The organism is Halobellus ruber, assembly GCF_014212355.1.
Classification (GTDB): domain Archaea; phylum Halobacteriota; class Halobacteria; order Halobacteriales; family Haloferacaceae; genus Haloquadratum; species Haloquadratum rubrum.
Genome location: NZ_JACKXD010000003.1, coordinates 1 through 23,442 on the forward strand (window position 1 = coordinate 1; position 23,442 = coordinate 23,442).

The window sequence follows — 23,442 nt, forward strand, 5'->3', positions numbered from 1 at the left end:
GGGAAATAGAACGACGAACGTCTTCGTTTGCAACGAGTTTCAGTCATATCGACCCACCGACAGCAGAATCGTGGCTCCAAGCTCTCGCTGTCCGGCACAATTCACGCCAAATTTAACGCGACCGGCGATCGCCCTGTCCTCACCGCGTGACGTCCGCGACGGTCCGGCGGCCGTCGACGTCGTCGTGGACGACCGTCACGCTCGTCGGGGGGTCCGCGTAGTCGATCTCGGCCTCGTAGCCGAGGTTCACGAGGGCCTCCGTGCACGCTTCGTCGTCGTCGCGCTCCTCGACGGCGGCGACGACGACCGTCACGTCGCCGGCGTCGCGCTCGACGGACGCCAGCCGCGGCCGCGTGCAGCCGTTCTTGCCGATCACACAGCCGACGACCGAGACCGGATCCGCGTCGAGAGAGACCGTCGCCCCGCCCGGATCCGAACACGACTCGCGGGGCGTAAACGTGACCGCCGAGAGGTCGGCCGGCGTCTCCGTTCCCGTGCGATCCGTAGGCTCGCCGCCGTCCGTCGCGGTCCTCGGGTCGCCGCCGCCGGCACACCCGGCAGCCGCGAGCGCGGCGGCCGCGGCGGCCCCGGAGAGAACTCGCCTGCGGTGCATACGCGGTCGTAGCACGCCGGCTCCGAAAGCCATACCGGAGGCACAAACGGGTCCTTGTGTCACGGCGGGCTCCGGGGAGTCGCGAACGCTCCTCGCGGCATCGTAACCCTCATAAGCGAACCCGGAGTACTGAGAGATGAGTCCTGGTAGGGTAGTGGACTATCCTCTTGGCTTGCGGAGCCAGGGACCGGAGTTCAAATCTCCGTCAGGACGTTCACTTCGTTCACGACCTGACGTGCCCCCACTCACTCCGTTCGTGGGGACTCCGTCAGGACGTCCGTGCGAGACGCCACACGACGAGCGTAGCGAGGAGTCCGCGTCTCGCGGAACTTCGATCGGAGATTTGAGCAGCGAGCGACCGAAGGGAGCGAGTGAGTTCAAATCTCCGTCAGGACGTTCACTTCGTTCACGACCTGACGTGCCCCCACTCACTCCGTTCGTGGGGACTCCGTCAGGACGTTCCTGCGAGACGCTACACGACGAGCGTAGCGAGGAGTCTGCGACCCACTCAGGACGATGCTCGACACGGTCGTGTATTTATCCCTCCGCCGCGTCAACAGTCGATAAATGGTATCCGGAGGGACAATTCGGTGAGCGACGAGACAAGCGAAACGGCGAACGGCGGACCGTCGGAACCCGTCGTGGAGAGTTCCGACCCGCGGCTCCTCGACATCGTCGACCAGATGGACGGCGTCGTCAACATCATCGAGGTGGCCGCGGGTGCGCTGTTCGCACTGCTGTTTGCGATCGGCGTCTTCGACCTCGGGCTCCAGATCGCCGAGGCGACGCTCAGCGGGACGATCACGGACCCCAACATCGTCATCGGGTTCATCGACGTCGGACTCCTGTTACTCATCATCGTCGAGGTCTACCAGACCGTCGTCGCGTACATCAGGGAGAACGACACCCGGCGCATCGTCCGGTTGGTGATCTACACCGGGGTGATCGCGGTGGTCCGGAAAGTGATCATCTTCCGCACCAGCGAGTACAGCACCACCCAGGACGCCCTGATCGTGGCGATCGCCTACGGGATCCTGGCGCTCGGGCTCGTGGCGTTGCTGTACGTCGACCGGCGGACGTCGAAGGTGACGCGGTGAGCGGCCGGCGGCGAGCGGGGGCTACTCCTCGTCGTACCGTGACGGCGCGTCGTCGTCCTCGTCGTCGGCCTGGCGAGTGGCGGAAGTAGCTGCGGGGTGCGGCCCGCGCGGCTCGGAGTCGTCGTCGCCCTCGGCGGTCGCCGCGTCGGTCCAGGTCTCGTGACACGACTGGCAGTAGTTCCCCTGGTACCCGTTCGGGCGGACGAACTCGGTGCCGCACTCGAGGCAGGTGACGCGCGTGCGGGTCATCGGCTCCGGACCGGACGTGCGGGGTGGTCGGTCATAGTCAGTGCACCTGCAGATAGGAGCCCCAGCCGGATAAGTCCGTCACCGCGTGGCACGATGCCGTCGCGTATTTACCCGCACGCCGTCGATGTTGATGCGTGGAGGACGCGCTCCGGGTCGGGGTCGCAATGTTCAACGCGGGCGATCACCGGGCCGCACACGAAGCCTGGGAGGACGTGTGGCTGTCGCTCGATGAAGGATCGCCCGACGAGCGCCTGCTCCACGGCCTGATCCAGTACGCCGCCGTCGTCTACCACGCCCGCCGACGGAACTGGCGCGGCGCGGGGCGGCTGGCCGGCAGCGCCGCGGGCTACCTGGCCGACCTCGACGCCGACGCGCGAGGGGTCAACGTCGGCGACGTCCGGACCCGACTCCGGCGACTGGCCGAGGATCCCGAGTTCGCCGAACGGCGCCGCCCGCTCCCGCTCCGCGTCGACGGCGTCGCCCTCGATCCGACCGACCTCGCGTTCGAGCACGTCGCAACGGCGGCGACGCTGCTTGCCGCCGAGTACGGGGCCTTCGAGGAGTCGATCGTCGCCGACGCGGTGCGGTACGCCCGGGCGGAACTGGACGACGACCGCCCCCCGAGCGAGGGGGAGGGTCGGTCGCGGCGGCCGCAACGCCGCGACCCGGGGTTCGTCGGGATGCTCTTCGACTTCGCGGCCGACCGCGATCGGCGGTCGCTGGTCTACGACCGGCTCCGGGCCCACGTCGAGCGGCGGCGAGGGGCCGAGCGGGACGCGTCGGGGCTCTTCGAGTAGCGGTCGACGCGCGTCAGTCGTCGTCCGAGCCGGTCAAAAGCGGGTACAGCTCCACGAGGGCGACGAGGCTGATTACGATGCCGGCCACCATCACGACCGTGTCGGGATCCGAGCGGTCCATACAGGGTGTTGTCACACAGTACCAAATGGGTTACCGTCGGGGCGGGGCCGACGACCGCGTTCGGACCCCGGTCCGCCCACAGGAGGACCGACCCCTGCTGACATATGCCCGGGGACCCTACAGCAGGTCGAATGCTAGCCGACACCACCGATCGACTCGACGACGGGGAGCTCCGGTTCGCCGCGCTGATGCTCGTCCTCTCGGTTGTCATCTTCGTAGCGATCCTCCGGGAGGCACGGACTGACGCCGACTGACCCTGCGGACCCGGGCCGGAGCCGCCGCGGTCCGGTCCGGGGTGGCGGCCGAACGGGTTCGGGACCGGCGGGCCGCCGCCGCGCGTTCGAACACGTGGCTTATTACCGCCGCGGAATATGCTACGGTAGAGGCACGATGACTACAGACACCAACACAGACCTCGGCCCCGCAGCGCTCGCGTCGATCGGGTCCGTCGCGCTCGCACTGTACTTCTACTACGTCCGTGGCGACAAGGAACGCGGACAGTTCGTCGGCCTGTGGCCGGCGACCATCCTCGCGTTCGCCGCGTACCTCCAACTCGACGAGATCAGGCAACTGGTCGAGTCCGACGCCGAATAGCCGCCCGGCCCCGGCCTCGCTTCCGTCCGGGAACGGGCCACGCCCGTAGGCAGGTGTGAGGGCGGCCGCCGTATGATCCCGGAGGCCGCCGTCACCCGGTCCGCTGGTCGCCGTTCCACTCCGCGGAGTTGTCTTGGGGGTCGTAGCCGAGCACGTCGCGGGCGCGGTCGATGGAGTAGTACTTCCGATCGTTGTCGGAGATGCCGTAGACGGTCTCGCAACCGTAGTCCGCGAGCAAGCACCGCTCGAAGAGGTGCGCGCAGTCGCGGTACGACAGCCACATCGCCTGCCCGCGCTCGTAGTCGACCGGCGGGTGGTCCTCGGTGAGGTTGCCGATCCGGACGTTGACCACCGAGATGTCGTGGTGGTCGTGGTAGTACCGGCCGATCGTCTCGCCGGCGGCCTTGCTCACGCCGTAGAGGTTGCTCGGGCGCGGGAGTTCGGTGCCGTCGAGCCGGTAATCGTCGTCGGGACGGTAGAGGTCCGGCTTCCGGGTGTCGGTCTCGTAGGCGCCGACCGCGTGGTTCGAGGAGGCGAAGGCGAACTTCCCGACGCCGGTCTCGACGGCGGCCGCGAACATCGTGCGTGTCCCGTCGATGTTGTTCCGGAGGACGGAGTCCCACGGTGCCTCGGGGCGTGGGTCGCCCGCGAGGTGGATCACCGCGCCGCAGCCGTCCATCGCCGCCCGGACCGCGCCGGTGTCGGTGATGTCGGCGTTGAATACGTCGGAATCGGCGACGCCGTCGGGGCGTTTCCGGTCCGGGAGCGGCTCCCGGTCGAGCAGCCGCCACTCGAAGTCGGGGCCCAGGTACCGGAGGATGGCCTGCCCGACGCGTCCGCCCGCCCCCGTCAGGAGCACCGGGTCGTCCATTCGAGATAGCCTCGGGCGAGCGGAGGCAAGAAACGACCGGTTTGTCCCGGCGGCCGTCCGGCGACGGTAGCCCTTTGGGTACCCGGGGCGAAGCCGGGGTATGCCGACCGACGCCGAGCGCGCGTGCTTCGAGGCGGGGATCAAGTTCGGGTCGCTGTACCACCAGTTTGCGGGCACGCCGGTGAGCCCCGACAGCGCCGAGAGCCTCGGCCGGGCGATGGAGGAGGCAATCGAGAACCAGCCCCACTGCGTCGACGTCGACGTCGACGTCCGGACCGACCGCATCGCCGCGGAGTTGGAGTCCCAGTCGGCGGCGTACACCGAACTCACCGGGCGGTTCATCGGCGTGAGAATGCTGATCGAGTACGCGGGCGTAACCGTCCGGACGCGGATGGAGATGGAGGGCGATTACCCGATGATGAAACTCGTCGGCGTCGAGGCGTGATATAGTATCGTTTGCAAGTCTTCGCTCACCCGATCGCACGACGGCGTGCGATCGGATGTGCAACCAGTTGCAAACGCTACTATAATGATTACTCTCGTCTCTTACCGCCGGCACCGTCAACGGCGGTAAACGGTGAGAGTAATCATTATCACGCGGTCGAGCGGTGCCCGGAGCGGCCGGGTTTCACTTTCACTTTCGGGCGTGTTTTTAATCCCGTCGGCGTCGAACGCGGGATATGAGCAACCAGAGCACGCTCGCTGACGACGACCTGTTCGGCGAGGCGGCCGCGGAGATGCGCGAGGAGGTCGAGGGACACCTCGACGACGCCCGCGCGGCGCTGCCCGACGCCGACGCGGTGTGGGACGTGGAGGCCGACAACGTCCTCGGCGTCCTCAACACCCTCCGCTCGGCGCTTGACGTCGGCGACGCCGCCGAGCACCTTCGACAGGCCAAAAAGACGTTCATCGTCGGCCAGCGCGCCGACGCCTTCGACGACCCCGAGGACCTGAAGGCCGAGATCGAGGAGCTCGAAGGGCTCGTGACGTCGATCGAGGACGCCGAAGACCTCGCGGGCGACCTGACGGGGACGGTCCCCGAGATCCGGAGCCTGCTTCAGGAGGCGGCCAACGCCGCCGACGGCGGGGCCGCGGAGGCCGACGGCGACGCCGAGGCGTGACGCGGGCGGTGTGCCGGGTCGCCGGCGGTCGCCTCCACGGATCGGCGGCGACCGAGAGCCGACGACCCCGATCGGCCGACACAGCCGCCGGACCGCGCACCGATTTTTAAATACTCGACGGTCATAGTACCGCCAGGATGAGTATCATCGATACGATTATGTCGGCGTTACGCTCGCTCACCGGCGGGGGGACGGACGAGTCGACAACTACGTCCGGGTCGACCGGATCGCGCTCGGACGGGCAGGTCTCCGTCGAACACGAGCCCGACTCCGAGCCGGCGAGCCCCGACGCCTCGACCGAGGCCGCGGTCAAGGGCGGCGACGCGGATGCCGGGGTGGCGGACGACGCGGCGGCCGCCGGGACCGACGCGACGGCGTCGACCGGGACGCTGGTCGACGAGGACGCCGGCAAGGAGCCCGCGGAGGCCGTCGCGGAGGCCGGCAGCGGCGACGGGGACGCCGACGAGGGCGACGCGGCCGCCGAGGGCGACGACGGGACCGAAGCCGACGACGCGGGGGCCGCCACGGAGTCGGTCGAGACGATCACGGGGATCGGCCCGGCGTACGCCGGCCGGCTGGAGGGCATCGGCATCGAGACCGTCGGCGAACTCGCCGCGGCCGACGCCGCCGAGGTAGCCGAGGGGATCGACGTCTCCGAGACGCGGGTGAGCGACTGGATCGAGCGGGCGAACGACGCGTCGTAGCCGTGACGTCGGCCGCGTGGGTACCTGGAATCGGACCGGATGCGGATGGCTGACGACGAACTGTACTACCACGTCGACGGCGATTTGGTCCCTGCAGCGGAGGCGTCCGTGAGCGTCCGCGACCGCGGCTTTCTGTACGGCGATGCGGTCTTCGAGACGGTGCGGGTCTACGGCGGCGAACTCTTCCGGTGGGCCGACCACGCCGAGCGACTCGCGGACTCGGCGGCGGCGATCTCGCTCGATCACGGCCTCTCGCCGACGGAACTCGGGGCACGGGTCACGGAGACGCTGGAGGCGAACGACCTCGCCGACGCCGCGGTCAGGCTCTCGATCACCCGCGGGGTCGGGTCGGGAGGGCTCACGCCCGACCCCGAGGTGGATCCGACTGTCGTGATCCAGGTCGAGCCGCTGCCGCGCGGCGGCGTGAACGCCGAGCCGGTTCGGGAGGGGCCGGCGACGCTGCAGACGGTGAAGACCCGGCGCGTCCCCGACGCCGCGATCCCCGCGGCGGCGAAGACCCACAACTACGTGAACGGCGTCTTGGCCCGGCTCGAACTCCGCGTCTCCGACGCCGACGAGGCCGTGATGCTCGACGGCGACGGCCACCTCGCGGAGGGCGCAACGAGCAACGTCTTCTTCGTCGACGGCGACGCCCTCCGCACACCGAGTCTCGACGGCCCGGTCCTGCCGGGGATCACGCGCGCCGAGGTCCTCGACATCGCCGACGCGGAGGGGATCCCCGTGACCGAGGGGTCGTTCACGCCCGACGACCTCAGGAACGCCGCGGAGGCGTTCCTCACGGGCACGACCCGCGAGATCCGCCCCGTCGGGACGGTCGACGGGATCGAGGTCGGGGGCGGCCCGGTTACGACGCTCCTCCAACGTCTCTACGACGCCCGCGTCGAACGCGAGTGCTACGGCGGTCAGCGGCTGTCGGACGGCCGGAGCGACGATCCCGAGCAGTCCGGCGGCGGGGACGGCGTCGATGGGACGCAAACGGACGCCTGAACGACCCCGAACCGTCACGTTTGAGCGCGTCGGGGCCTGAACGTCCATATGGACGAGGACTGTCGCATCGTCGATGCCGACGAGGTCACCACCGACGACACAGTCGTTTTCACCGCGAAATCGGGGTTCGAGACGACCGAGGGGCTGCTCGCCAGACTCGACGACGGCACGATCGTCGCGTACACCAACTACTGCCCCCACTGGCGGGACGTCAGACTCGACAAGGGGTCGGGCGCGAACGTCCGGAACGGGGACCTCGTCTGCGGGAAACACGGCGCGACCTTCGCGAAGGCCACCGGCGACTGCGACTACGGACCGTGTGAGGGCGCGGTGCTCGACACCTTCGAGGTGACTGTCGCCGGCGGGGACGTGTACCTGACCGACGAGGCGTGGGATCAGGCAGAACCGGGGCTCTCCGAGGAGCGGGACCTCTCGTCGGGCAGCCGGATCGACTTCTGAGTCGGGTCGTGCAGCGGGTGAAACGCCTCGTATTGTGAGGTCAGACGGAGTAGCAGGAGGTAGGTGTGAGGTCGGAAGGGCGGGAGAGAGATTTGAACCACGGTCGCTCCGCTCCCTGGTTCAAATCTACTCGGTTCTATGATACCGGACTCACGAGTTGCTCGGCGATGAAACCGCCTCGCAGTGTGAAGTCGGTAGAGCATAGCGGGAGGTAGATTTGAACTACCGATCTCCGGGTTATGAGCCCGGCGGAATCTCCTGGCTATCCCATCCCGCTACTGGAACGAAGCCGAGGGCTACGGTTAAGGATTGTGTTTCGGGCGCAGTATGGCAGTTTGCCACAGCCCGTCAGGAGCGCGTCACGCGCCACGTGAGGAGGCTTTCGGCGACGTAGTTCAGGAGGACCGACGCCCCGATCGCGATCGGGATCGGGATCAGCTGCCAGAGGTCGAACCCGAAAACCGAGACCGTCACGTCGAGCTGTCGGAGCCCGCGGACGATCAGAAACTGGACGGCGAGCCCGCCGCTGCGGACCAGATTCGACCGGAGGAAGCGAGCCAGGGTGGGCCACGCTCCGGGCGCGCCGAGGTCGGAGAACGTCCACCGTTCGTTGATCGCGAACATCACGACGATCGCGACCTCCGCGCCGACGAGCTTGGCGTACTCCCCCAGTAAGCCGAACCCGATGATGAGCACAGTCGTCGTCGTCACGTCGAAGGCGGCCCCCACCGCGCCGACGGAGACGAACTGCCCGAAGCGGACGCCCGAGGCGAGCGTTTCGACCGTCTTCCGGACCATTCAGTCGGCCTCTGTGGGATCGGCCGCGAGGCGTTCGGTCAGCGACGGTTCGGTCCGCCGGCGCGAGGCGAGAAGCTGGTGGAACCGATCCTCCCGGAGCAGCCGCGCCCGGTGGCGGGAGGTCACGAGCGCCCGCCCGAGTCGGAGCGTCGTGCCGACCGTCGAGACGGTCGATTCGGGGTGGTCCTCCCACCGGACCGGCACCTCCACGATCCGTCGGTCGAAGGCGCTCGCGACCGCAACCAGTTCGAGGTCCCACGCGAACCCCGGCTCGTAGAGGTGCTCGCGGACCGTCCGCCACGTGGCGGCCGTGAGCGCCTTCGCGCCGCACTGGTAGTCGTAGAGCGCCTCGTCGAGGAACCGCCGGGCGAGCCACGCGAACCCGTCGCCCAGCCGGCGCCGGGCGAACGTCTGGTGGGACAGCACGTCGGCGTCGGGGTGCCGGCGGGAGCCCGTAGCGAGGTCCGCCCCGCCGTCGAGCACCCGGTCGACGACGGCGGCGAAGGAGTCGGCTGGGGTGCTGCCGTCGGCGTCGACGAAACCCAGCACCGCGACGCGGTCGACGAGCGCCTCGAACCCCGCGGTGATCGCCGCGCCCTTCCCGCGTCTCCGGTCGGCGACCGCGAGCTCGACGACCCCCGGAAGGGGCGCGAGTCGGTCGCGGATCCCCGGCTCCGGCGCGTCGAGTTCGACCCTGACGACGGCCGGGTCGAGCCGGTCTGCGAGCGCCCGGAGGTAGGCGCCGAGCCGGTCGGCGTCGGGGCGGTAGGCGGGGACGACGATCCCGACGGGGCGAGTCATCACCGCGGAATACCGGCTCCCGTGTAAAAAACGAACCGCTACCGCTCGGCGGCGCTTCCAGAGAGGCAGGCCGGCCGGACGCGACCGGGAATCCGGGCGGGGATTTATATCTGATCACGGGCCCACAGCCCGTGTGCGGTGAGCATTGCCCTGCGCCGTGTAGCGGTATCGTCGGGTTTGTACCTGAGTGTGCATCCGATCGCACGGACGTGCGATCGATCGACACGGGACTTGCAAACCCGACGATAGTCCAGCACGTCGGCGCGGGGACGACGGTGTGCCGGCTGTTCGCTTCATCCGATCGACGCTCGGGCGAAAAACGTATGCCCCGGGGTCTCGGCGGATGCGGTACGGAGAATGGAGTACGCCCTCCTCGTCCGATGGCTGGTTCTCTACGCCGCACTCTTCGCGCTCGGCCTCCCGCTCGTTGCTCGGCTGCTGCCCCGGGCTGACGGTCGCGGCGCCGGGCTGGCGGTCCCGGCGGCGTTCGTGACCCTCAGCGTCCCCGCCTACTGGGTCGGACACGCAACGTGGGGGCCGGTCGCGCTCGCCGCCGGCGTCGCGACGCTGCTTCTCGCCAGCGCGTTCGCCGGGCTCGATATCGCAGCGCTCCGTGAGCGCCGGGTGCGGCTCGCCGTCGACATCGACCGGGGGGCCGCCACCGACGCCGCTGCCGTCTTCTTCCTGGGGTTTGGGGTCGTCGTCGCGATCCGGGCGTTCGACCCTGCGGTGCTCCCGATCGGCGGGGAGAAGTTCCTGGACTTCGGCCTGCTGAAGACCCTCGACCGGTCAACCGTCCTGCCGCCGGAGGACGTCTGGTTCGCCAACGAGCCGGTGAAGTACTACTACGGCGGGCACCTGACGGCGACGCTGCTGTCGTGGCTGACCGCGACGCCCCCCCGGTTCGGCTACAACCTGGCGCTTGCGGGATTCTACGCTGCCCTCGTGACCGCGGCGTTCGAGCTCGCGGCCGCCGTCGGTGCCGATCGCGGAGTGTCACGACGGATTGCCGGCGGGTTCGCCGCGTTCTTCGTCGGCGTCGCGAGCAACCTCGTGACCGCGGGGCGGTTCGCGCTGCTCGCGCTCCCGGAACCGCTCGAACGGGCCGCCGCGACGTACGTCGCCGCGCGCACCGACTATACCGTCGGGACCATTCTCGCGGGCGCGGAGTCGTTCAGCTACTGGAGTGCCTCCCGCGTGATCCCGGGAACGATCAACGAGTTCCCGCTTTTCGCGTGGCTGAACGGCGACCTCCACGCTCATATGATGGGAACGCCGACCCTGCTGCTCGCGGCGGCGGTCGGCTACGCGTACTACCGGACGCCCGCGTCGGCGGTGCGTCGCCGGCGCGTACTCCTGTTCGTCGTGCTGCCGGTGCTCGCCGGGTGGCAGGCGGTCGTCGACACCTGGAGCTTCCCGAGCGTCCTCGCCGTCGGGTGGCTGGCGGCGGTCTTCGCCCCCGCCGGCCCGTGGACGCTGCTCCCCGGCGGGCGGCGGCTCCGACCGTCGCTCCCCGGCGGCGGGGACGCTCCGGCGGCCGGAGCGGCCGCCACCGACGGAACGACCGTCGTCACTCGGGCAGTGACTGCCGAACTCCGACGGATCGGCGGCGCGCTCGCGGTCGCCGCGGTAGCAGCGATCGTTGCGGCTGTCCTCGCGGCGCCGTTCCTCCTCGGGACGGCCACCGGCGGCGGCGAGCGGTCGGTCGAGCTCCTCGGGCCGGAACTCCGGAGCGGGCTCGGGCCGCTCCTTTTGATTCACGGCGCGTTCCTCGTCGGCTTGGGCGGCTACCTCCTCGGCCGGGTTCGGATCGCCCGGCCGTGGGTGCTCGTCGGGGGCGTCGCCGCCGCCGCAGCAGTCGGGTTACAGGTCGGGTTCGCGGCGCTTGCGGTGTCGGTACCGCTGCTCGTCCTCGCGTGGGTCGCGCTGCGGACCGCGGAGTCGGTCGGCTACGAGGCCGTCCTCGTCGTCGCGGGCGCCGGACTCGTCACCCTCGTCGAACTGGTGTACGTGAACGAGCAGGCCGGGCCGGGCCGGATGAACACCGTTTTCAAGACCTATATGCAGGTGTGGGTGTTCTTCGGGACCGCGATGGGCGTGGCCCTCGCAGGGTTGTGGGCCGGCGAGGGGGTAGCCGGCGCTGACGACGCCGAACGGGCGACCGAACCGGCTGCCGGGGCGACGGGCGCCGTCCGTTCGGAAGCCGGCACGGAGTCGATCGAACCCGACGGCGGCGACGTGGCCGCGTCGGACGCGGACGACGGGACCACCGGCAGCGACGCCGACGGGGTCCCGTGGCGACGGGTTGCGGTCGTCGGGGTCGTGGTCGCACTCGTCGCGTCGACGAGCGTCTACGGCGTCCTCGCGGTCGGTGCACACTTCGGGAACGCCCCTGCAGGCGGCCCCACGCTCGACGCGACGCAGTTCGTCCGGACCGACCACCCAGAACAGGCGACTGCGATCGCGTGGGTCGACGCCCGCGAGGGCCAGCCCACGCTGCTGGAAGCGCCGGGGACCGCGAGATACCCCGGCGGCACTGACGGCCGCGAACGGGTGATGTACTCGTGGAATGCCAACCCCGCGTCGAGCCTGACGGGCGTCCCGACCGTCGCGGGGTGGCAACACGAAGTCGGTTATCGCGGGCGGGCGGCGTACCTCGACCGCGTCCGCGACGTCGACGCGATGTACACCGGCGACCCGGCGACGCGGGCGGCGCTGTTCCGGCAGTACGAGGTAGAGTACGTCTGGGTCGGGCCGGGCGAGCGCGCCCGGTACGGATCGGTGTCGTTCCGGATGGCCGGCGTCGAACCGGTCCACCGCTCGGGCGACGTGACGATCTACGCGGTCGACCGCGAGGCGTTACCCGACGGCCAGGAGTAGCGAGTCGACGCGGTGGCCGCGCTACGACCCGCGCTTCCTGATGACGTCGATCGCCTCGGCGTCGACGGCGACGACGTCCAGGAAGTGGGGAACGAACTCGCGTTTCTCGAAGGTTTCGCGCTCCTCTTCGGTGCCGACCGTACACCACAGTTGCGGACGGTCGGGACCGTGGTAGTCGGCCTGCCGGTCCAGGGAGAAACAGACGACCTCCTCGCCGTCGACCTCGATGATCGCACCGCGGCCGATCCCGGGGTCCCCGCGGATGATGACCTTCTTCATACCCCGCGTTTGCCACAGTCGGGGCTTAACCGCTTCGGAGACGCGTCGGGCGCGCGGCCCGAACCAAACGGGTTTTAACCGATCGTCGTGAATTCTACGTAAGGTCGATATCTATGGAGATGCCACGCCGATTCAACACGTACTGTCCGAACTGCGACGGCCACCACGAGCACGAGGTCGAGAAGGTCCGGACGGGGCGCTCGACCGGGATGAAGTGGAACGCACGACAGACCCGACGGGGCAAGTCCACGATCGGGAACGCGGGGAAGTTCTCGAAGGTCCCCGGTGGGGACAAGCCGACGAAGAAGACCCACCTCAAGTACATCTGCTCGGACTGCGGCAAGGCCCACATGCGCGAGGGCTGGCGCGCCGGGCGCCTCCGGTTCCAGGAGTAACGATGGCGGGGAACTTCTACCGCGTCCACTGTCCGGACTGCGACAACGAACAGGTCGTCTTCGGCAAGGCCTCCTCGACCGTCAACTGCGCCGTCTGCGGGACCACGCTCGCGACGCCCACCGGGGGCGACGCCGAGATCCACGGCGAGGTCGTCGAGACGGTCGAGCGCCGCTCGGCCGAGGCGTAACCACATACCCGGAGGGTACACTATATGAAGTACAGCGGCTGGCCCGAGTCGGGCGAACTCGTCGTCGGCGAGGTCGACGAGATCGCCGATTTCGGCGTCTTCGTCGACCTCGACGAGTACGAGAACAAACGCGGCCTCTGTCACATCAGCGAGGTCGCAAGCGGGTGGATCAAGAACGTCCGCGACCACGTCCGCGAGGGGCAGACGGTCGTCGCGAAGGTGCTCGACGTCGACGAGGGGTCCCAGCAGATCGACCTCTCGATCAAGGACGTCAACGAGCACCAGCGGAAGGACAAGATCCAGGAGTGGAAGAACCAGCAGAAGGCGGACAACTGGATGGAGATCGCCTTCGGCGAGGACGTCGACGACGAGCGCTACAGCGCCGTCGCCAACGCCATCCTCGCGGAGTTCGAGTCCCTCTACGAGGGGTTCGAGGCCGCGGCGATCCGCGGCACCGAGGCGTTGGACGAGGTCGACCTCGACGACGAGGAGGTCCAGGCGATCGTCCAGACCGCCCGCCAGAACGTCTCGGTCCCCTATGTCACCGTCACGGGCTACGTCGACCTCCGGTGTCCCACCGGCGACGGCGTCGACTCCATCACCGGGGCGCTGCAGGCCGCGGAGGGCAACGGCGAGATCCCCGAGGAGATCGACCTCGAGGTCACCTACGTCGGCTCCCCCGAGTACCGGATCCGGGTGCAGGCGCCGGACTACAAGACCGCCGAGAACGCCCTGGAGTCGGCGGCGGGGCGGGCCCGCGAGTCGATCGAGGCCGCCGGCGGCACCGCCGAGTACCACCGCGAGCGCCGCGAAGACGACGAGTAATCGCGGTCCGGGACGCTTCGATACCGATGAGATCGGACATCCGCGTGTGTGCGGCGTGGCGCGACGCCCACGACCGCCCGGTCTACACCCTCGGCGACACCTGCCCGGCGTGCGGCGCCGACGCCGAGAACTCCGCGCCGGCGCCGTTCGACCCGGAGGACGCCTACGGCGAGTACCGACGCGCTCTTAAACGCCGCGGCCGCGAGTGAGGGTATGGACGATATCGAAGTCGAGACGGTCGCGGAGCCGACGCTCCACGATCCGGCGCTGATCGAGGGGCTGCCCGGCGTCGGCCACGTCGGCAAGCTGGCCGCCGAACACCTGCTCGAGGAGTTCGACTCCGAACTCGCGGTCCGGGTCCACTCCGACGAGTTCCCCCCACAGGTCGGGATCGGCGACGACGGGGTCGCCTCGCTGGCGTGTGCGGAGTTCCACGCCGTCGACGCCGGCGACCGCGACCTGCTGGTGTTGACCGGCGACCACCAGGCGCAGTCCCATTCCGGACATTACCACGTCACCGACGCGTTCTTGGATGTCGCCGCGTCGTTCGACGTCACCGACATCTACGCGCTGGGTGGCGTCCCGACCGGCGAACTCGTCGAGGAACCCGACGTGCTGGGCGCCGTCGGCGACGAGGCGGGGCTCGATCCGCTGAAGGCGGCGGGCGTGGAGTTCCGGGAGGGCGAGCCCGCGGGGGGAATCGTCGGCGTCAGCGGCCTCCTCCTGGGCCTCGGCGAGCGCCGCGGCTTCGACGCGTCGTGTCTGATGGGCGAGACCAGCGGCTACCTCGTCGACCCCACAAGCGCACAGGCGGTGCTGGAAGTCTTAGAGGAGGTCGTCGGCTTCGAGGTCGGCTACGATTCCTTAGAGGAGCGCGCTGAGGAAATGAAGGAGGTCGTCGAGAAGATCCAGGAGATGCAGAGCCAACAGCAGGGGATGCCCGCCGACGACGACCTGCGGTACATCGGGTAGCGAGGCCAGAGCGGCCTCGTGGCTCGGCGTCGCCTACGCCTCGATGATGTCGTCGTCCGCCTCGGGCGGGACCGCGAGCCGTCCGTCGAGCGACGTCACCGCGCGGCCGCCGACGCGGACCTCCGCGCCGATCTGAACCCGGATCCGACCCGGGCGGTCGACGAAGTGGCCCTGCTCGAAGACCATCTCCGCCGGGAGTTCGTCGTCGAAGGCGGACACCTCGCGGAGGTACGCGCCGCAGGCGCCGGCGGCAGTTCCCGTGGCCGGGTCCTCCGGGATCCCGAGCCCCGGGGCGAACGCGCGGGCGTGGAGCGTGGAGTCGCCTTCCAGGGCGTCGAACGTGAACGCGTAGACGCCGGCGGCGTCGTACTCGGCCGCAAGCGCGTCGAGCGCGGCGTCGTCGGGGTCGGCCGCGCTCAGATGCTCCAGGAAGTTCACCGGGACCATCAGGAAGGCGAGCCCGGTCGAGGCGACCGCCGTCGGGAGGTCCGCACCGACGTCGCGGAGCGCGGCGGGGTCGATACCCAGGGCGTCGCCGAGCCGGTCGTAGCCGACGTCGACGCGGCGAACCTCCGGGCGATCCTGCGTCATCCGGACGACCCCGTCGGGGTCGACATCGACGTCGAGCACGCCGACGTTGGTCTCGACGGTGTACTCGCCGGGGTCGATCGCGCCCTCCTCGTGGAGGTGCGCGTGGGCCGCGATCGTGGCGTGGCCGCAGAGGTCGACCTCCTGCGTCGGCGAGAAGTACCGGAGCCGACGGTCGGCGTCGTCCGAGGGGAGGAGGAAGGCGGTCTCGCTGACCGCGAGTTCGGCGGCGACGGCGGCCATCCGATCGGTCGAGAGGCCCTCAGCCTCGGGGACGACGCCAGCGGCGTTGCCGGCGAGGGGGTCGGCGGTGAACGCGTCGACGAGCAGCGCACGGCGGGTGTCCATACCCCACCTGACGCCCGCCCGGCCCTAAAGTCCTCGTCGGAAGCGCCGGGTCGTGGTTAGTTACGCATCGACCGACCCGAAACCCGCTCTCGGGCGGGACCGGAAGGGGCCGCGCTCCCGACGAAGTTGACGAGAGCGCAGCTCTCGTCAGCCGACCGGAACGCGGCGCGTTCCGGTGAAGACTGAGAGAAGCCGCGAGGTGGCGGAGCCGCCTCGGCCCGTGCGAACGGGCGCACAGCGCCCGTGAGCGGAGACCGCAGGAGTGATACTGTCGGCTATAACTACGTGAAGAGTTTCCACACCCCCCGGGGGTGTCGAAATCCGTCACGCGACTATAGCCGACAGTATGAACCGAGTGAGCGACGAGGACCACAGCGAAGCCATCGAGTCGAGACCGCGGGGGCTTCCGGGATCCTCTTTCCCTCGTTCGTCCCGACCTCACTCCTGGCTAAACGGTGTCGGGCGCCGAGACGAACGAATTAAGCCGTCGGCTCGATCGGTAGCAAACGGTGACTGATAGGTATGGGCGAGCTGCCCGATGAGTTCGATTGCACGATAACCAACTGGGAGTACATCTACGGGCTGTGCCGCGACGTGAGCGACCAGGTGAAAGCCGTCGACTTCGAGCCGGACGTGGTGGTCGCACTCGCCCGGGGCGGGTGGTTCGCGGGCCGGTGTATCTGTGACTTCCTCGGGCTCGACGACCTCACGAGCCTGAAGATGGAACACTACGTCGGGACCGCCGAGAAGTCCGGCGAGCCGGAGATCCGGTACCCGATGCCGGAGGGCAGCGTCGCGGGGAAGGACGTGCTCGTCATCGACGACATCGCCGACACCGGCGGGTCGATCGAGCGCGCCTACGAGTACGTCACCGACCGCGACGCGGGAACGGTCCGGACCGCCACGCTCCAGCTTCTGGGGACCAGCGAGTTCGACCCCGACTTCGTCGGCGAGCGGCTGGAGCAGTGGACCTGGATTGTCTATCCCTGGAACTTCATCGAGGACATGATCGACCTCACGTCGGGCGTGATGGCGAAGGCCGACGGGGAGGCCTTCGAGCGCTCGGAGATCCGCCGTCACCTCTCGGAGTTCCACGGCATCGACCGGATCGAGATGGAGATCGCCCAGCCCGACCGGATGGACGAGGTGCTCGAGGAGATGCACCGCCGCGACGTGATCGAGGCCGCCGGCGACGACGCCTGGCGGCTGGCGGAGTAGCCCGCCGCTCACACCCGGAACCGCACGACGCGGCCGTCGATCGAAGCGCTTGAGTACCGACTGCGAGAGGATCCCGTGTGGTCGCTCCGGTCTCCGTGTTCACGACCGCCATCCTCCCGATCGTCGCGGTCGGCGGCGTCGGCTACCTCCTGGGGTGGGCTCGCGACGTCGACACCGACGCGCTCAACACGGTCGTCGTCTACGTCCTGGCGCCGGCGCTCGTCTTTCACAGCCTCGCGACCACGACGCTGGCGGGGTCGACGCTGGCGCGCATCACCGTCGCCGTCGTGTTGTTTCACGTCGTGGCGATCCTCGTCGCCGAGGCCGCCGGCCGGGCGGTCGGGGCCTCCGAGACTGCGCTTTCGGCGCTCATCCTGGTCACCGCCTTCCCCAACACCGGCAACTACGGGATTCCGGTCTCGAACTTCGCGTTCGGGGAGACCGGGCGGGCGACGGCGGTGGTGGCGCTGTCGGTGCAGGCCGTCCTGATATACACCCTCGGCGTCTACATCGCCGGCCGCGGGAGCGCCGGCGGCGTCGCGGCCGGCGTCCGACGGGTGTTCGGCGTGCCGCTGGTGTACGCCGTCACCGCCGCCCTGGGGGTGCGGTGGCTGGGCCTCGTCCCGCCGGCGGACACCTCCGTGATGGCGACGCTCCGGCTGGTCGGCGACTCGGCGATCCCGGTGATGCTACTGCTCGTCGGGATCCAACTCGCCCGGACCGACGTGGGGTCGACGCTGTCGGCGGTCGGCGGCGCGGTCGCGTTGAAGACGCTCGTCGCACCGGTTCTGGGGGTTGGCGTCGCGCTCGCGGTCGGCTTTGCCGATCCGCTGGTCGCGCGGACGATCGTGCTCGAAACCGCGATGCCCTCGGCGGTCACCCCGATCATCCTCGTCGGGGAGTTCGCCGAGGGCGAGGTCGCCAGCGTTCCGGTCGCGGAGTTCGTCTCCACCGCCATTTTCGCGACGACGCTGGTGTCGGTGGTCACGCTGACGGCGGTGATCGCGGTCCTGCAGACCGGCGTCGTGGTGTGATCGGTCGAGCGGGCGGGAGCCGCCACGTTTTAGCGCCGCGGCGACGCCACGCCACGTATGGCCATCGGATTCATCGGCGGCAGCGGGATCTACGACGCCCTGCCGCTCGAGAACACGCGCGAGGTCGACGTGGAGACGCCGTTCGGACGCCCCGCTGCGCCGCCGACGGTCGGGGAGTTCGGCGATACCGGCCGGGAGGTCGTCTTCGTGCCCCGCCACGGCGTCGACCACCAGCACTCGCCGACGACGCTGCCGTACCGCGCGAACATCTTCGCGCTGAAGGAACTCGGCGTCACGCACGTGCTGGCGTCGAACGCGGTCGGCAGCCTCCGGGAGGGGCTGCCCCCACAGACGCTGGTGCTCCCAGACCAGATCTACGACCGGACGAAACACCGCGATCTGACCTTCTTCGAGGAGGGGATCGTCGTCCACCAGCAGTTCGCGGAACCGTACTGCCCGGAGCTCAACGGGATCCTCGAAGACGCCGCCGAATCGGCCACCGACGCCGACGTGGTTCGGGGCGGCACATACGTCTGCATCGAGGGCCCGCAGTTCTCCACGCGCGCCGAAAGCGAGTTCTACCGCACGCAGGGCTGGGATGTCGTTGGGATGACCACGATCCCGGAGGCGAAGCTCGCACGCGAGGCCGAGCTGGCGTACGCGACGATCGCGGGCGTCACCGACTACGACGTGTGGAACGACGACAGCCAGGTGAGCTTAGCGGAGGTCTTGGAGAACGCGGCGGCAAACGAGACCGCGATCAAGGAGACCGTCGAGGCCGCGATCGAGGCGATCCCGGAGGACCACGCCTGCGACTGTCACTCGGCGCTCGCGAACACGATCAACACGCCCGACGACGCGATCCCGGAATCGACGACGGAGGAGTTAGAGCCGCTGATCGGGGACTACGTGGAGTAGTCAGTCGTCGTCCGCCGCGGGCGTGGCCACGTCGTCGGCTGCACCCCTCGGGGCGTCGCTCTCGGCTGCCACGTCCGCGTCGTCGTCGCCGCTGCTTGCGTCGGGATCGCGGATCCAGAGGTCGCCGAAGAGGTCGTCCTGCTGGAGCCGAACCGCGCCGCGGTGTGAGAGAAAGAGCAAGGCGAGATACGTCGTGACCGGCGTGGTTGCGACGTCTCTGACCTCCGCGAACAGCACCTCCTCGCGGCCGTTGTCGTAGTGGACCTCGATCGCCTCCCGGACCGCCGCGATGGAGGATTCGATGTCCTCGGAGTGGGCGGTGTCGGTCACGTCGGCCGCGTTCGGTTCGGCGTCGTCGCGACCGGCGTCCGCGGACCGATAATCGAGCGTCTGTGTGCCGCGGCGGCCCCCACGCGGGGACTCGGAGGTGTCGTACTCGCGGTGGCGCTTCCACCACGACTCCCCTTCGGCCTCCCGGAGTTCCCGGACGAGTTCGTCGAGCGTCTCGGGGGAGCCGCGGGCCTGTTTCCGTTCGAGCCGCCGGTCCATCTCCGCCTCGAGGGCGTCGACGGGGTCGAAGCCGGCGGCGCCGTCGTCGGCGCGGTCCGCGATCGGGTCGCCGGGGCCTTCGAGGGCCGCCTCCCACGGCTCCGGCTCGGGCTCCTCGTCCTCTTCGGGTTCGAGCAGCGCGTCGCTCTTCATCCGGAGCAACACGGCGGCGTAGAACAGCGCCCGCCCCGACGTCCGGAGGTCGGTCTCCGCTAAGCGTTCGAGGAAGGCGTCGGTCGCTTCCACCAGGTCGACGTCCCAGGGGTCGATCTCGCCGTCCTCGGCGAGTTGGACTAGGACCTCGACGGGCTCGACTTCCTCGTCGTCCGCGCCGTCGGGCCCCGGGGGGTTCCCGCCCGGATCGCGGTCGGTTCTGACCCCGTTGGGGAAGGAGTCACCCGCCGCGGGCGGCGCGCCGGCGGAATCAGTCATCCGCGGGCACCTCCGGGTCGCCCACCTGGATCCCGGTGACTGCGCTGACGTTGTCGCCCTGCATCGTCACGCCGATCGCGCGCTCGGAGCGTTCGAGCAGGGCGGATCGGTGCGACACCACCACGAACTGGGCGTCCGTCGAGAGGTCGTCCACCATCTCCCCCACCCGCTCGGCGTTGGCGGCGTCGAGGAACGCGTCGATCTCGTCGAGCGCGTAGAACGGGGCGGGGTTGTGCCGCTGGATCGCGAAAATGAACGCCAGGGCGGTCAGCGACTTCTCCCCGCCGGACATCGCCGCAAGCCGCTGGATCGGCTTGTCGCCGGGCTGGGCCTTCATCGTCAGCCCGCCCTCGAAGGGGTCCTCGGGGTCCTCGAGGTGGAGTTCGCCGGTCCCGTCGGAGAGCCGCTCGAAGATGTCGGTGAAGTTCTCGTTGATCGCGTGGAAGGCGGTCATAAACGTCTCCTTCTTTTGAGCCTCGAAGCGGTCGATCCGCTCCTCGATGGCCTCCCGCTCGTCGACCAACACGTCGCGGCGCTCCCGGAGGTCCTCCAACTCCGAGTGGACCTCGTCGTACTCGTCGATCGCGAGCATGTTCACCGGTTCCAGCGCCTCCATCTCCGCGGTGAGTCGATCGATCTCCGAGTTGACCTCCTCGTGGCCCGGGATCGCTTCGGGGTCGTAGTCGCCGACCTCGGCTTCGAGTTCGTCGATCTCCCACGACAGCCGCTCTTCGGTCTCCCGGAGGGATTCGAGCTTCGACTCGATCCGGTCGACCGCGTCGCGCTGCTCGTCGCGCTCGGTCTTGGCCGCCCGGAGCGTGGCCTGGAGGTCCTCGCGGTCGGCCTTCAGTTCGGCGAGTTCGGCTTCGAGCTCCGCGACGGCCTCGCGTTTCGATTCCAGTTCGGCCTCCCGGTCCTCGATCTCGGCTTCCGTCTCCCTGATGGCGTCGCGGGCGTCGGCCTTCGTCTCCTGGGCGTCCTCGATCCGCCCGTGGAGGTCCTCGATGGCCTCCTCGGCGTACTGCTGTTCGAGTTCGAGCTCGTTGAGCCGGGCGTCGAGGTCGTCCATCCGCGACTCCCGTTCCTCGATCTCGTCGCGGATCTCGTCGGCCTCGGCGGTCAACTCCGGGATCTTCGAGTCGGCGAGTTCGCCCTCGAGGTCGTCGATCTCCCCTTCGACTTGCCGGATTTCCGCCTCCAGTTCCTCGATCTCGTCGTCGAGGTCCTGCATCTCCCGGTCGACCTCGGCGCGGGCCTCGCGGAGCTCCTCGATCTCGGCTTCCTTCCGCTCGATTTCGGCCTCGGCGGCCTCGACGTCGGCCTCGGCGTCGTCGATCTCGGACTCGATCGACCGGACGCGGTCCTTTGCGTCTGCGGCGCGGCCCCGGGCGTCCTCGATGTCCTCGTCGAGTTCGCGGATCTCCGCCTGGAGGTCCCGACGGCGGTCCTCCAACTCCTCGATCTCCTCGGCCAACCGCTCCAGCCGGCCGCCGCCGGACTTCGAGAAGGAGTACCGCGACCCGCCGCCGGAGCCGCCGGTCATAGCGCCGGAACGCTCGACGAGGTCGCCGTCCAGCGTCACCATCCGGAACTCGCCCATCAGGTCGCGGGCGGTCGACATGTCCTCGACGACGACCGTCGAGCCCAGGACGTACGAGAAGACCGACTCGTACTCGGGGTCGTAGTCGACGAGGTTCCGCGCGAAGTCGACGACGCCCGGGTGGTTCGGGAGCGACGGGAGCCCGCGGTCCTCCATCTCGGTGATCGGGAGGAACGTCGCCCGGCCGGCGTTGCGGGATTTGAGGTACTCGATGCAGTCGGAGCCGACGCCGTCGTCGTCGACCACGACGTGGGCGAGCCGGCCGCCGGCGGCGGTCTCACACGCCGTGGCGTGTTCGCCCTCGACGGCCCCCAACTGGCCGACCGTACCGTGGACGCCCGACCGCCCGGCGTTCAGGATCGTGGTGACCGACCGCGGCCAGGAGGTGTCGCCGTCGTCGCTGGCGCGTGCTTCCAGGGTGGCGTACTCGGATTGCTTCGATTGGATCTTCTCGAGGACCTCGTCGAGTTCGGACTTCAGCTCCGACTTCTCGTCCTGGAGGTCGTCGACGATCCCCTCGATCTTCTCGCGGTTCTTCTCGGCTTTGTCGAGTTCGGAGTGCAGATCCGAGACCTCGGCCTTCAGGTCGGGGAGGGTCTCTCTGAGCTCCGCGATCCGGTCTTCGGCCTCGGAGATCTCCGTTGCCCGGCGCCGGGTGTCGTCGAGCAGCCGATCCTTCTCGCGCTGGCGGTCGTTCCGGTCGGTTTTCAGCTCCTCCAGCCGCTCCTTCCTCTCGGCGAGGTCGGCCTTCAGTTCGTCGTACTCGGTGTCGACGTCGTCGATCTCGGCTTGGATCTCGGCGAGGTCGGTCTCCAGGGAGCTGATGTCGGACTTCACCGACGCCTTCTCCACCTTTACCTCCCGGATCTCCCCGTCTAAGTCGTCGATCTTCTCCTGTTTCCGATCCAGCTGGACGAACGCCTCCCGCCGTTCGCTTTCGGCGTCGTCGATCCGGTCTTCTGCGGCCTCGATCGCGTTCCCCAGCCGGTCGATCTCGCCTTTGATCTCCTCGATTTCCGCCTTGATCTGTAGTTGTTCGTCCTCGCCCTTCCGCTCGATCTGCTTCCGGAGGCCGTCGAGTTCCTCGTCCAGCCGGGTGACGCGACCCTGCCGGCGGTCGAGTTCCGCACGCTCGGCGTCGAGGTCGGACTCCACGTCGTCGATCTCGGCTTCGGTTTCGGCGAGATCCTCGCGTTTGTCTTCGAGTTCGGCGGCCTTCCGGTAGCCCTCGTACTCCTCGCGCTCCTCTTTGAGCGACTGGTACTCGAGGGCGGTCTCCCGTTCGTCCTCCAGTTGTTCGAGGCGGGTCTCCTTCTCCTCGATCCGGAGGTCGGCCTCGCCGATCCGGTCCTCGACGGCGTCGAGCTCCTCGAAGGCGTCCTCCTTCTTGGCGTCGAACTCCGCGACGCCGGCGATCTCGTCGACGATGCCCCGCCGCTCGTGGGCGGTCATATTGATGATCTCGGTCACGTCGCCTTGCATCACGACGTTGTACCCCTCCGGGGTGATTCCGGCCTGCGCTAAGAGGTCCTGGATGTCCGAGAGGTTGCACGCCCGCCCGTTGAGGTAGTAGTAGGAGTAGTAGTTCTCCTCGGTCTCCTTGACCCGGCGTTTGACCGTGATCTCGGAGACGCCGCCGACGTCCTCGCTGCCGGCGGCGTTGACCACCTGCGAGCGATCGAGCGTCCCGTCGCTGTTGTCGAGGACGACCGTGACGGCGGCCTCCCGGGGGCCGGCGGTCTCGCCTCCGTCATCGCCGCTGCCGTCGGCGTGGCCGGGGTTGTAGATCAGGTCCGTCAGTTTCTCCGCGCGGATGCCGCGCGTCCGGGCCAGCCCCAGCGCGAACAGCACCCCGTCGATGATGTTCGACTTCCCGGAGCCGTTCGGCCCGGTCACGACCGTGAAGTCCTCGTAGAAGGGGATCCGCGTGGTCCGCCCGAAGCTCTTGAAGCTGTCGAGGACGAGCTCTTTGATGTGCATGGG

Annotated in this window: 27 protein-coding genes, 2 tRNA genes and 1 pseudogene; 20 read left to right on the forward strand and 10 right to left on the reverse strand. The window is 69.1% G+C overall.

All coding sequences use genetic code 11. The annotated features are described in order from the left end of the window. A pseudogene (locus H5V44_RS08465) lies at window positions 1–116 on the forward strand (IS6 family transposase); the annotation flags it as partial. Between the two features lie 23 nt (window positions 117–139). Here H5V44_RS08465 and H5V44_RS08470 read toward each other — a convergent pair. Further along, entirely contained in the window at window positions 140–613 is a 474-nt protein-coding gene (locus H5V44_RS08470) for a hypothetical protein (RefSeq protein WP_185192706.1), read from the reverse strand. 140 nt (window positions 614–753) lie between these two features. Between H5V44_RS08470 and H5V44_RS08475 the strand changes: the two genes are divergently transcribed. Both H5V44_RS08475 and H5V44_RS08480 read left to right on the forward strand, forming a co-directional pair. Continuing rightward, window positions 754–826 (forward strand) — tRNA-Arg (locus H5V44_RS08475). Between the two features lie 377 nt (window positions 827–1,203). Then, window positions 1,204–1,710, forward strand: coding sequence for a phosphate-starvation-inducible PsiE family protein (locus H5V44_RS08480; RefSeq protein ID WP_185192707.1), 507 nt, complete (start codon window positions 1,204–1,206; stop codon window positions 1,708–1,710). Between the two features lie 21 nt (window positions 1,711–1,731). Here the strand turns inward: H5V44_RS08480 and H5V44_RS08485 are convergent, their stop codons facing one another. Next, window positions 1,732–1,959 carry a DUF7564 family protein gene (locus H5V44_RS08485; protein ID WP_185192708.1) on the reverse strand — a complete coding sequence of 76 codons (228 nt, stop codon included), beginning with the start codon at window positions 1,957–1,959 and terminating at the stop codon, window positions 1,732–1,734. 134 nt (window positions 1,960–2,093) lie between these two features. Between H5V44_RS08485 and H5V44_RS08490 the strand changes: the two genes are divergently transcribed. The 3 genes from H5V44_RS08490 (at window position 2,094) to H5V44_RS08495 (ending at window position 3,471) form a co-directional block, all read left to right on the forward strand. Next, window positions 2,094–2,756, forward strand: a complete 663-nt coding sequence (locus H5V44_RS08490; protein WP_185192709.1) for a DUF309 domain-containing protein — start codon at window positions 2,094–2,096, stop codon at window positions 2,754–2,756. Window positions 2,757–3,008: 252 nt separating this feature from the next. Next, on the forward strand, window positions 3,009–3,131 hold the full coding sequence (locus tag H5V44_RS17805) for a hypothetical protein (protein WP_281381252.1): 123 nt from the start codon (window positions 3,009–3,011) through the stop codon (window positions 3,129–3,131). Window positions 3,132–3,267: 136 nt separating this feature from the next. Further along, window positions 3,268–3,471 (forward strand): hypothetical protein, encoded by a 204-nt coding sequence (locus H5V44_RS08495; RefSeq protein WP_185192710.1) that lies wholly within the window; start codon window positions 3,268–3,270, stop codon window positions 3,469–3,471. A 91-nt stretch (window positions 3,472–3,562) separates the two neighbouring features. Here the strand turns inward: H5V44_RS08495 and azf are convergent, their stop codons facing one another. Then, window positions 3,563–4,342: an NAD-dependent glucose-6-phosphate dehydrogenase Azf gene (azf, locus tag H5V44_RS08500; RefSeq protein WP_185192711.1), complete on the reverse strand. Its 780-nt coding sequence runs from the start codon at window positions 4,340–4,342 to the stop codon at window positions 3,563–3,565. Window positions 4,343–4,442: 100 nt separating this feature from the next. Between azf and H5V44_RS08505 the strand changes: the two genes are divergently transcribed. The 5 genes from H5V44_RS08505 (at window position 4,443) to H5V44_RS08525 (ending at window position 7,634) form a co-directional block, all read left to right on the forward strand. Continuing rightward, window positions 4,443–4,787, forward strand: coding sequence for a dihydroneopterin aldolase family protein (locus H5V44_RS08505; RefSeq protein WP_185192712.1), 345 nt, complete (start codon window positions 4,443–4,445; stop codon window positions 4,785–4,787). Window positions 4,788–5,022: 235 nt separating this feature from the next. Then, window positions 5,023–5,463: a DUF5790 family protein gene (locus H5V44_RS08510; RefSeq protein ID WP_185192713.1), complete on the forward strand. Its 441-nt coding sequence runs from the start codon at window positions 5,023–5,025 to the stop codon at window positions 5,461–5,463. 137 nt (window positions 5,464–5,600) lie between these two features. Then, window positions 5,601–6,167, forward strand: a complete 567-nt coding sequence (locus tag H5V44_RS08515; RefSeq protein ID WP_185192714.1) for a helix-hairpin-helix domain-containing protein — start codon at window positions 5,601–5,603, stop codon at window positions 6,165–6,167. Window positions 6,168–6,212: 45 nt separating this feature from the next. Beyond that, window positions 6,213–7,175: an aminotransferase class IV gene (locus H5V44_RS08520; protein ID WP_185192715.1), complete on the forward strand. Its 963-nt coding sequence runs from the start codon at window positions 6,213–6,215 to the stop codon at window positions 7,173–7,175. A gap of 48 nt (window positions 7,176–7,223) precedes the next feature. Then, window positions 7,224–7,634, forward strand: coding sequence for a Rieske (2Fe-2S) protein (locus H5V44_RS08525; protein ID WP_185192716.1), 411 nt, complete (start codon window positions 7,224–7,226; stop codon window positions 7,632–7,634). 202 nt (window positions 7,635–7,836) lie between these two features. On the opposite strand, the gene H5V44_RS08530 is transcribed toward H5V44_RS08525, so the two are convergent. The 3 genes from H5V44_RS08530 to H5V44_RS08540 all read right to left on the reverse strand — a co-directional run bounded on the left by H5V44_RS08530 (window position 7,837) and on the right by H5V44_RS08540 (window position 9,233). Then, window positions 7,837–7,911, reverse strand: a tRNA-Met gene (locus tag H5V44_RS08530). Window positions 7,912–7,982: 71 nt separating this feature from the next. After that, entirely contained in the window at window positions 7,983–8,432 is a 450-nt protein-coding gene (locus H5V44_RS08535; RefSeq protein WP_185192717.1) for a GtrA family protein, read from the reverse strand. Beyond that, window positions 8,433–9,233, reverse strand: coding sequence for a glycosyltransferase (locus H5V44_RS08540; protein WP_185192718.1), 801 nt, complete (start codon window positions 9,231–9,233; stop codon window positions 8,433–8,435). Window positions 9,234–9,590: 357 nt separating this feature from the next. On the opposite strand from H5V44_RS08540, the gene H5V44_RS08545 reads away from it, so the two are divergent. After that, on the forward strand, window positions 9,591–12,113 hold the full coding sequence (locus H5V44_RS08545; protein ID WP_185192719.1) for a DUF2298 domain-containing protein: 2,523 nt from the start codon (window positions 9,591–9,593) through the stop codon (window positions 12,111–12,113). Window positions 12,114–12,134: 21 nt separating this feature from the next. Here H5V44_RS08545 and H5V44_RS08550 read toward each other — a convergent pair whose 3' ends face one another. Further along, a complete protein-coding gene (locus H5V44_RS08550) occupies window positions 12,135–12,392 on the reverse strand; it encodes an HAH_0734 family protein (protein ID WP_185192720.1) in 258 nt (85 codons plus the stop codon). A gap of 113 nt (window positions 12,393–12,505) precedes the next feature. On the opposite strand from H5V44_RS08550, the gene H5V44_RS08555 reads away from it, so the two are divergent. The 5 genes from H5V44_RS08555 to H5V44_RS08575 are packed head-to-tail and all read left to right on the forward strand — an operon-like array spanning window position 12,506 to window position 14,772. Continuing rightward, window positions 12,506–12,787, forward strand: coding sequence for a 50S ribosomal protein L44e (locus H5V44_RS08555; protein WP_185192721.1), 282 nt, complete (start codon window positions 12,506–12,508; stop codon window positions 12,785–12,787). A gap of 2 nt (window positions 12,788–12,789) precedes the next feature. Further along, entirely contained in the window at window positions 12,790–12,975 is a 186-nt protein-coding gene (locus tag H5V44_RS08560) for a 30S ribosomal protein S27e (RefSeq protein WP_185192722.1), read from the forward strand. A 24-nt stretch (window positions 12,976–12,999) separates the two neighbouring features. Beyond that, entirely contained in the window at window positions 13,000–13,800 is an 801-nt protein-coding gene (locus tag H5V44_RS08565; protein ID WP_185192723.1) for a translation initiation factor IF-2 subunit alpha, read from the forward strand. A 26-nt stretch (window positions 13,801–13,826) separates the two neighbouring features. Continuing rightward, window positions 13,827–14,009: an RNA-protein complex protein Nop10 gene (locus tag H5V44_RS08570; protein WP_185192724.1), complete on the forward strand. Its 183-nt coding sequence runs from the start codon at window positions 13,827–13,829 to the stop codon at window positions 14,007–14,009. Between the two features lie 4 nt (window positions 14,010–14,013). Continuing rightward, window positions 14,014–14,772, forward strand: a complete 759-nt coding sequence (locus H5V44_RS08575) for a proteasome assembly chaperone family protein (protein WP_185192725.1) — start codon at window positions 14,014–14,016, stop codon at window positions 14,770–14,772. Window positions 14,773–14,805: 33 nt separating this feature from the next. Here H5V44_RS08575 and H5V44_RS08580 read toward each other — a convergent pair whose 3' ends face one another. Beyond that, complete coding sequence (locus H5V44_RS08580; RefSeq protein WP_185192726.1) at window positions 14,806–15,708, reverse strand: PhzF family phenazine biosynthesis protein; 903 nt, start codon at window positions 15,706–15,708, stop codon at window positions 14,806–14,808. Window positions 15,709–16,230: 522 nt separating this feature from the next. Here H5V44_RS08580 and H5V44_RS08585 point away from each other — a divergent pair. The 3 genes from H5V44_RS08585 to mtnP all read left to right on the forward strand — a co-directional run bounded on the left by H5V44_RS08585 (window position 16,231) and on the right by mtnP (window position 18,878). Beyond that, window positions 16,231–16,926, forward strand: coding sequence for a phosphoribosyltransferase (locus tag H5V44_RS08585; RefSeq protein WP_185192727.1), 696 nt, complete (start codon window positions 16,231–16,233; stop codon window positions 16,924–16,926). A gap of 77 nt (window positions 16,927–17,003) precedes the next feature. After that, window positions 17,004–17,960, forward strand: a complete 957-nt coding sequence (locus H5V44_RS08590) for an AEC family transporter (RefSeq protein WP_185192728.1) — start codon at window positions 17,004–17,006, stop codon at window positions 17,958–17,960. 57 nt (window positions 17,961–18,017) lie between these two features. After that, a complete protein-coding gene (gene mtnP, locus H5V44_RS08595) occupies window positions 18,018–18,878 on the forward strand; it encodes an S-methyl-5'-thioadenosine phosphorylase (protein ID WP_185192729.1) in 861 nt (286 codons plus the stop codon). Here mtnP and H5V44_RS08600 read toward each other — a convergent pair whose 3' ends face one another. Together H5V44_RS08600 and smc are read right to left on the reverse strand one after the other, a co-directional pair. Then, entirely contained in the window at window positions 18,879–19,859 is a 981-nt protein-coding gene (locus H5V44_RS08600) for a segregation and condensation protein A (RefSeq protein WP_185192730.1), read from the reverse strand. Further along, the gene (smc, locus tag H5V44_RS08605) at window positions 19,852–23,439 is read right to left on the reverse strand and encodes a chromosome segregation protein SMC (protein ID WP_185192731.1); all 3,588 of its coding nucleotides are present in this window, start codon (window positions 23,437–23,439) and stop codon (window positions 19,852–19,854) included. The genes H5V44_RS08600 and smc overlap by 8 nt, the downstream gene beginning before the upstream one ends. Window positions 23,440–23,442 lie beyond the last annotated feature (3 nt).

What these genes read in the sequence shown, in the direction of transcription:
- H5V44_RS08510 (WP_185192713.1), top strand. Translation starts at nt 5,023, where the DNA reads ATGAGCAACCAGAGCACGCTCGCTGACGACGACCTGTTCGGCGAGGCG.
- smc (WP_185192731.1), bottom strand. Translation starts at nt 23,439, where the DNA reads ATGCACATCAAAGAGCTCGTCCTCGACAGCTTCAAGAGCTTCGGGCGG.
- H5V44_RS08520 (WP_185192715.1), top strand. Translation starts at nt 6,213, where the DNA reads ATGGCTGACGACGAACTGTACTACCACGTCGACGGCGATTTGGTCCCT.
- mtnP (WP_185192729.1), top strand. Translation starts at nt 18,018, where the DNA reads ATGGCCATCGGATTCATCGGCGGCAGCGGGATCTACGACGCCCTGCCG.
- H5V44_RS08545 (WP_185192719.1), top strand. Translation starts at nt 9,591, where the DNA reads ATGGAGTACGCCCTCCTCGTCCGATGGCTGGTTCTCTACGCCGCACTC.
- azf (WP_185192711.1), bottom strand. Translation starts at nt 4,342, where the DNA reads ATGGACGACCCGGTGCTCCTGACGGGGGCGGGCGGACGCGTCGGGCAG.
- H5V44_RS08575 (WP_185192725.1), top strand. Translation starts at nt 14,014, where the DNA reads ATGGACGATATCGAAGTCGAGACGGTCGCGGAGCCGACGCTCCACGAT.
- H5V44_RS08600 (WP_185192730.1), bottom strand. Translation starts at nt 19,859, where the DNA reads ATGACTGATTCCGCCGGCGCGCCGCCCGCGGCGGGTGACTCCTTCCCC.
- H5V44_RS08565 (WP_185192723.1), top strand. Translation starts at nt 13,000, where the DNA reads ATGAAGTACAGCGGCTGGCCCGAGTCGGGCGAACTCGTCGTCGGCGAG.
- H5V44_RS17805 (WP_281381252.1), top strand. Translation starts at nt 3,009, where the DNA reads ATGCTAGCCGACACCACCGATCGACTCGACGACGGGGAGCTCCGGTTC.
- H5V44_RS08535 (WP_185192717.1), bottom strand. Translation starts at nt 8,432, where the DNA reads ATGGTCCGGAAGACGGTCGAAACGCTCGCCTCGGGCGTCCGCTTCGGG.
- H5V44_RS08470 (WP_185192706.1), bottom strand. Translation starts at nt 613, where the DNA reads ATGCACCGCAGGCGAGTTCTCTCCGGGGCCGCCGCGGCCGCCGCGCTC.
- H5V44_RS08495 (WP_185192710.1), top strand. Translation starts at nt 3,268, where the DNA reads ATGACTACAGACACCAACACAGACCTCGGCCCCGCAGCGCTCGCGTCG.
- H5V44_RS08550 (WP_185192720.1), bottom strand. Translation starts at nt 12,392, where the DNA reads ATGAAGAAGGTCATCATCCGCGGGGACCCCGGGATCGGCCGCGGTGCG.
- H5V44_RS08555 (WP_185192721.1), top strand. Translation starts at nt 12,506, where the DNA reads ATGGAGATGCCACGCCGATTCAACACGTACTGTCCGAACTGCGACGGC.
- H5V44_RS08560 (WP_185192722.1), top strand. Translation starts at nt 12,790, where the DNA reads ATGGCGGGGAACTTCTACCGCGTCCACTGTCCGGACTGCGACAACGAA.
- H5V44_RS08585 (WP_185192727.1), top strand. Translation starts at nt 16,231, where the DNA reads ATGGGCGAGCTGCCCGATGAGTTCGATTGCACGATAACCAACTGGGAG.
- H5V44_RS08525 (WP_185192716.1), top strand. Translation starts at nt 7,224, where the DNA reads ATGGACGAGGACTGTCGCATCGTCGATGCCGACGAGGTCACCACCGAC.
- H5V44_RS08515 (WP_185192714.1), top strand. Translation starts at nt 5,601, where the DNA reads ATGAGTATCATCGATACGATTATGTCGGCGTTACGCTCGCTCACCGGC.
- H5V44_RS08505 (WP_185192712.1), top strand. Translation starts at nt 4,443, where the DNA reads ATGCCGACCGACGCCGAGCGCGCGTGCTTCGAGGCGGGGATCAAGTTC.
- H5V44_RS08570 (WP_185192724.1), top strand. Translation starts at nt 13,827, where the DNA reads ATGAGATCGGACATCCGCGTGTGTGCGGCGTGGCGCGACGCCCACGAC.
- H5V44_RS08580 (WP_185192726.1), bottom strand. Translation starts at nt 15,708, where the DNA reads ATGGACACCCGCCGTGCGCTGCTCGTCGACGCGTTCACCGCCGACCCC.
- H5V44_RS08540 (WP_185192718.1), bottom strand. Translation starts at nt 9,233, where the DNA reads ATGACTCGCCCCGTCGGGATCGTCGTCCCCGCCTACCGCCCCGACGCC.
- H5V44_RS08485 (WP_185192708.1), bottom strand. Translation starts at nt 1,959, where the DNA reads ATGACCCGCACGCGCGTCACCTGCCTCGAGTGCGGCACCGAGTTCGTC.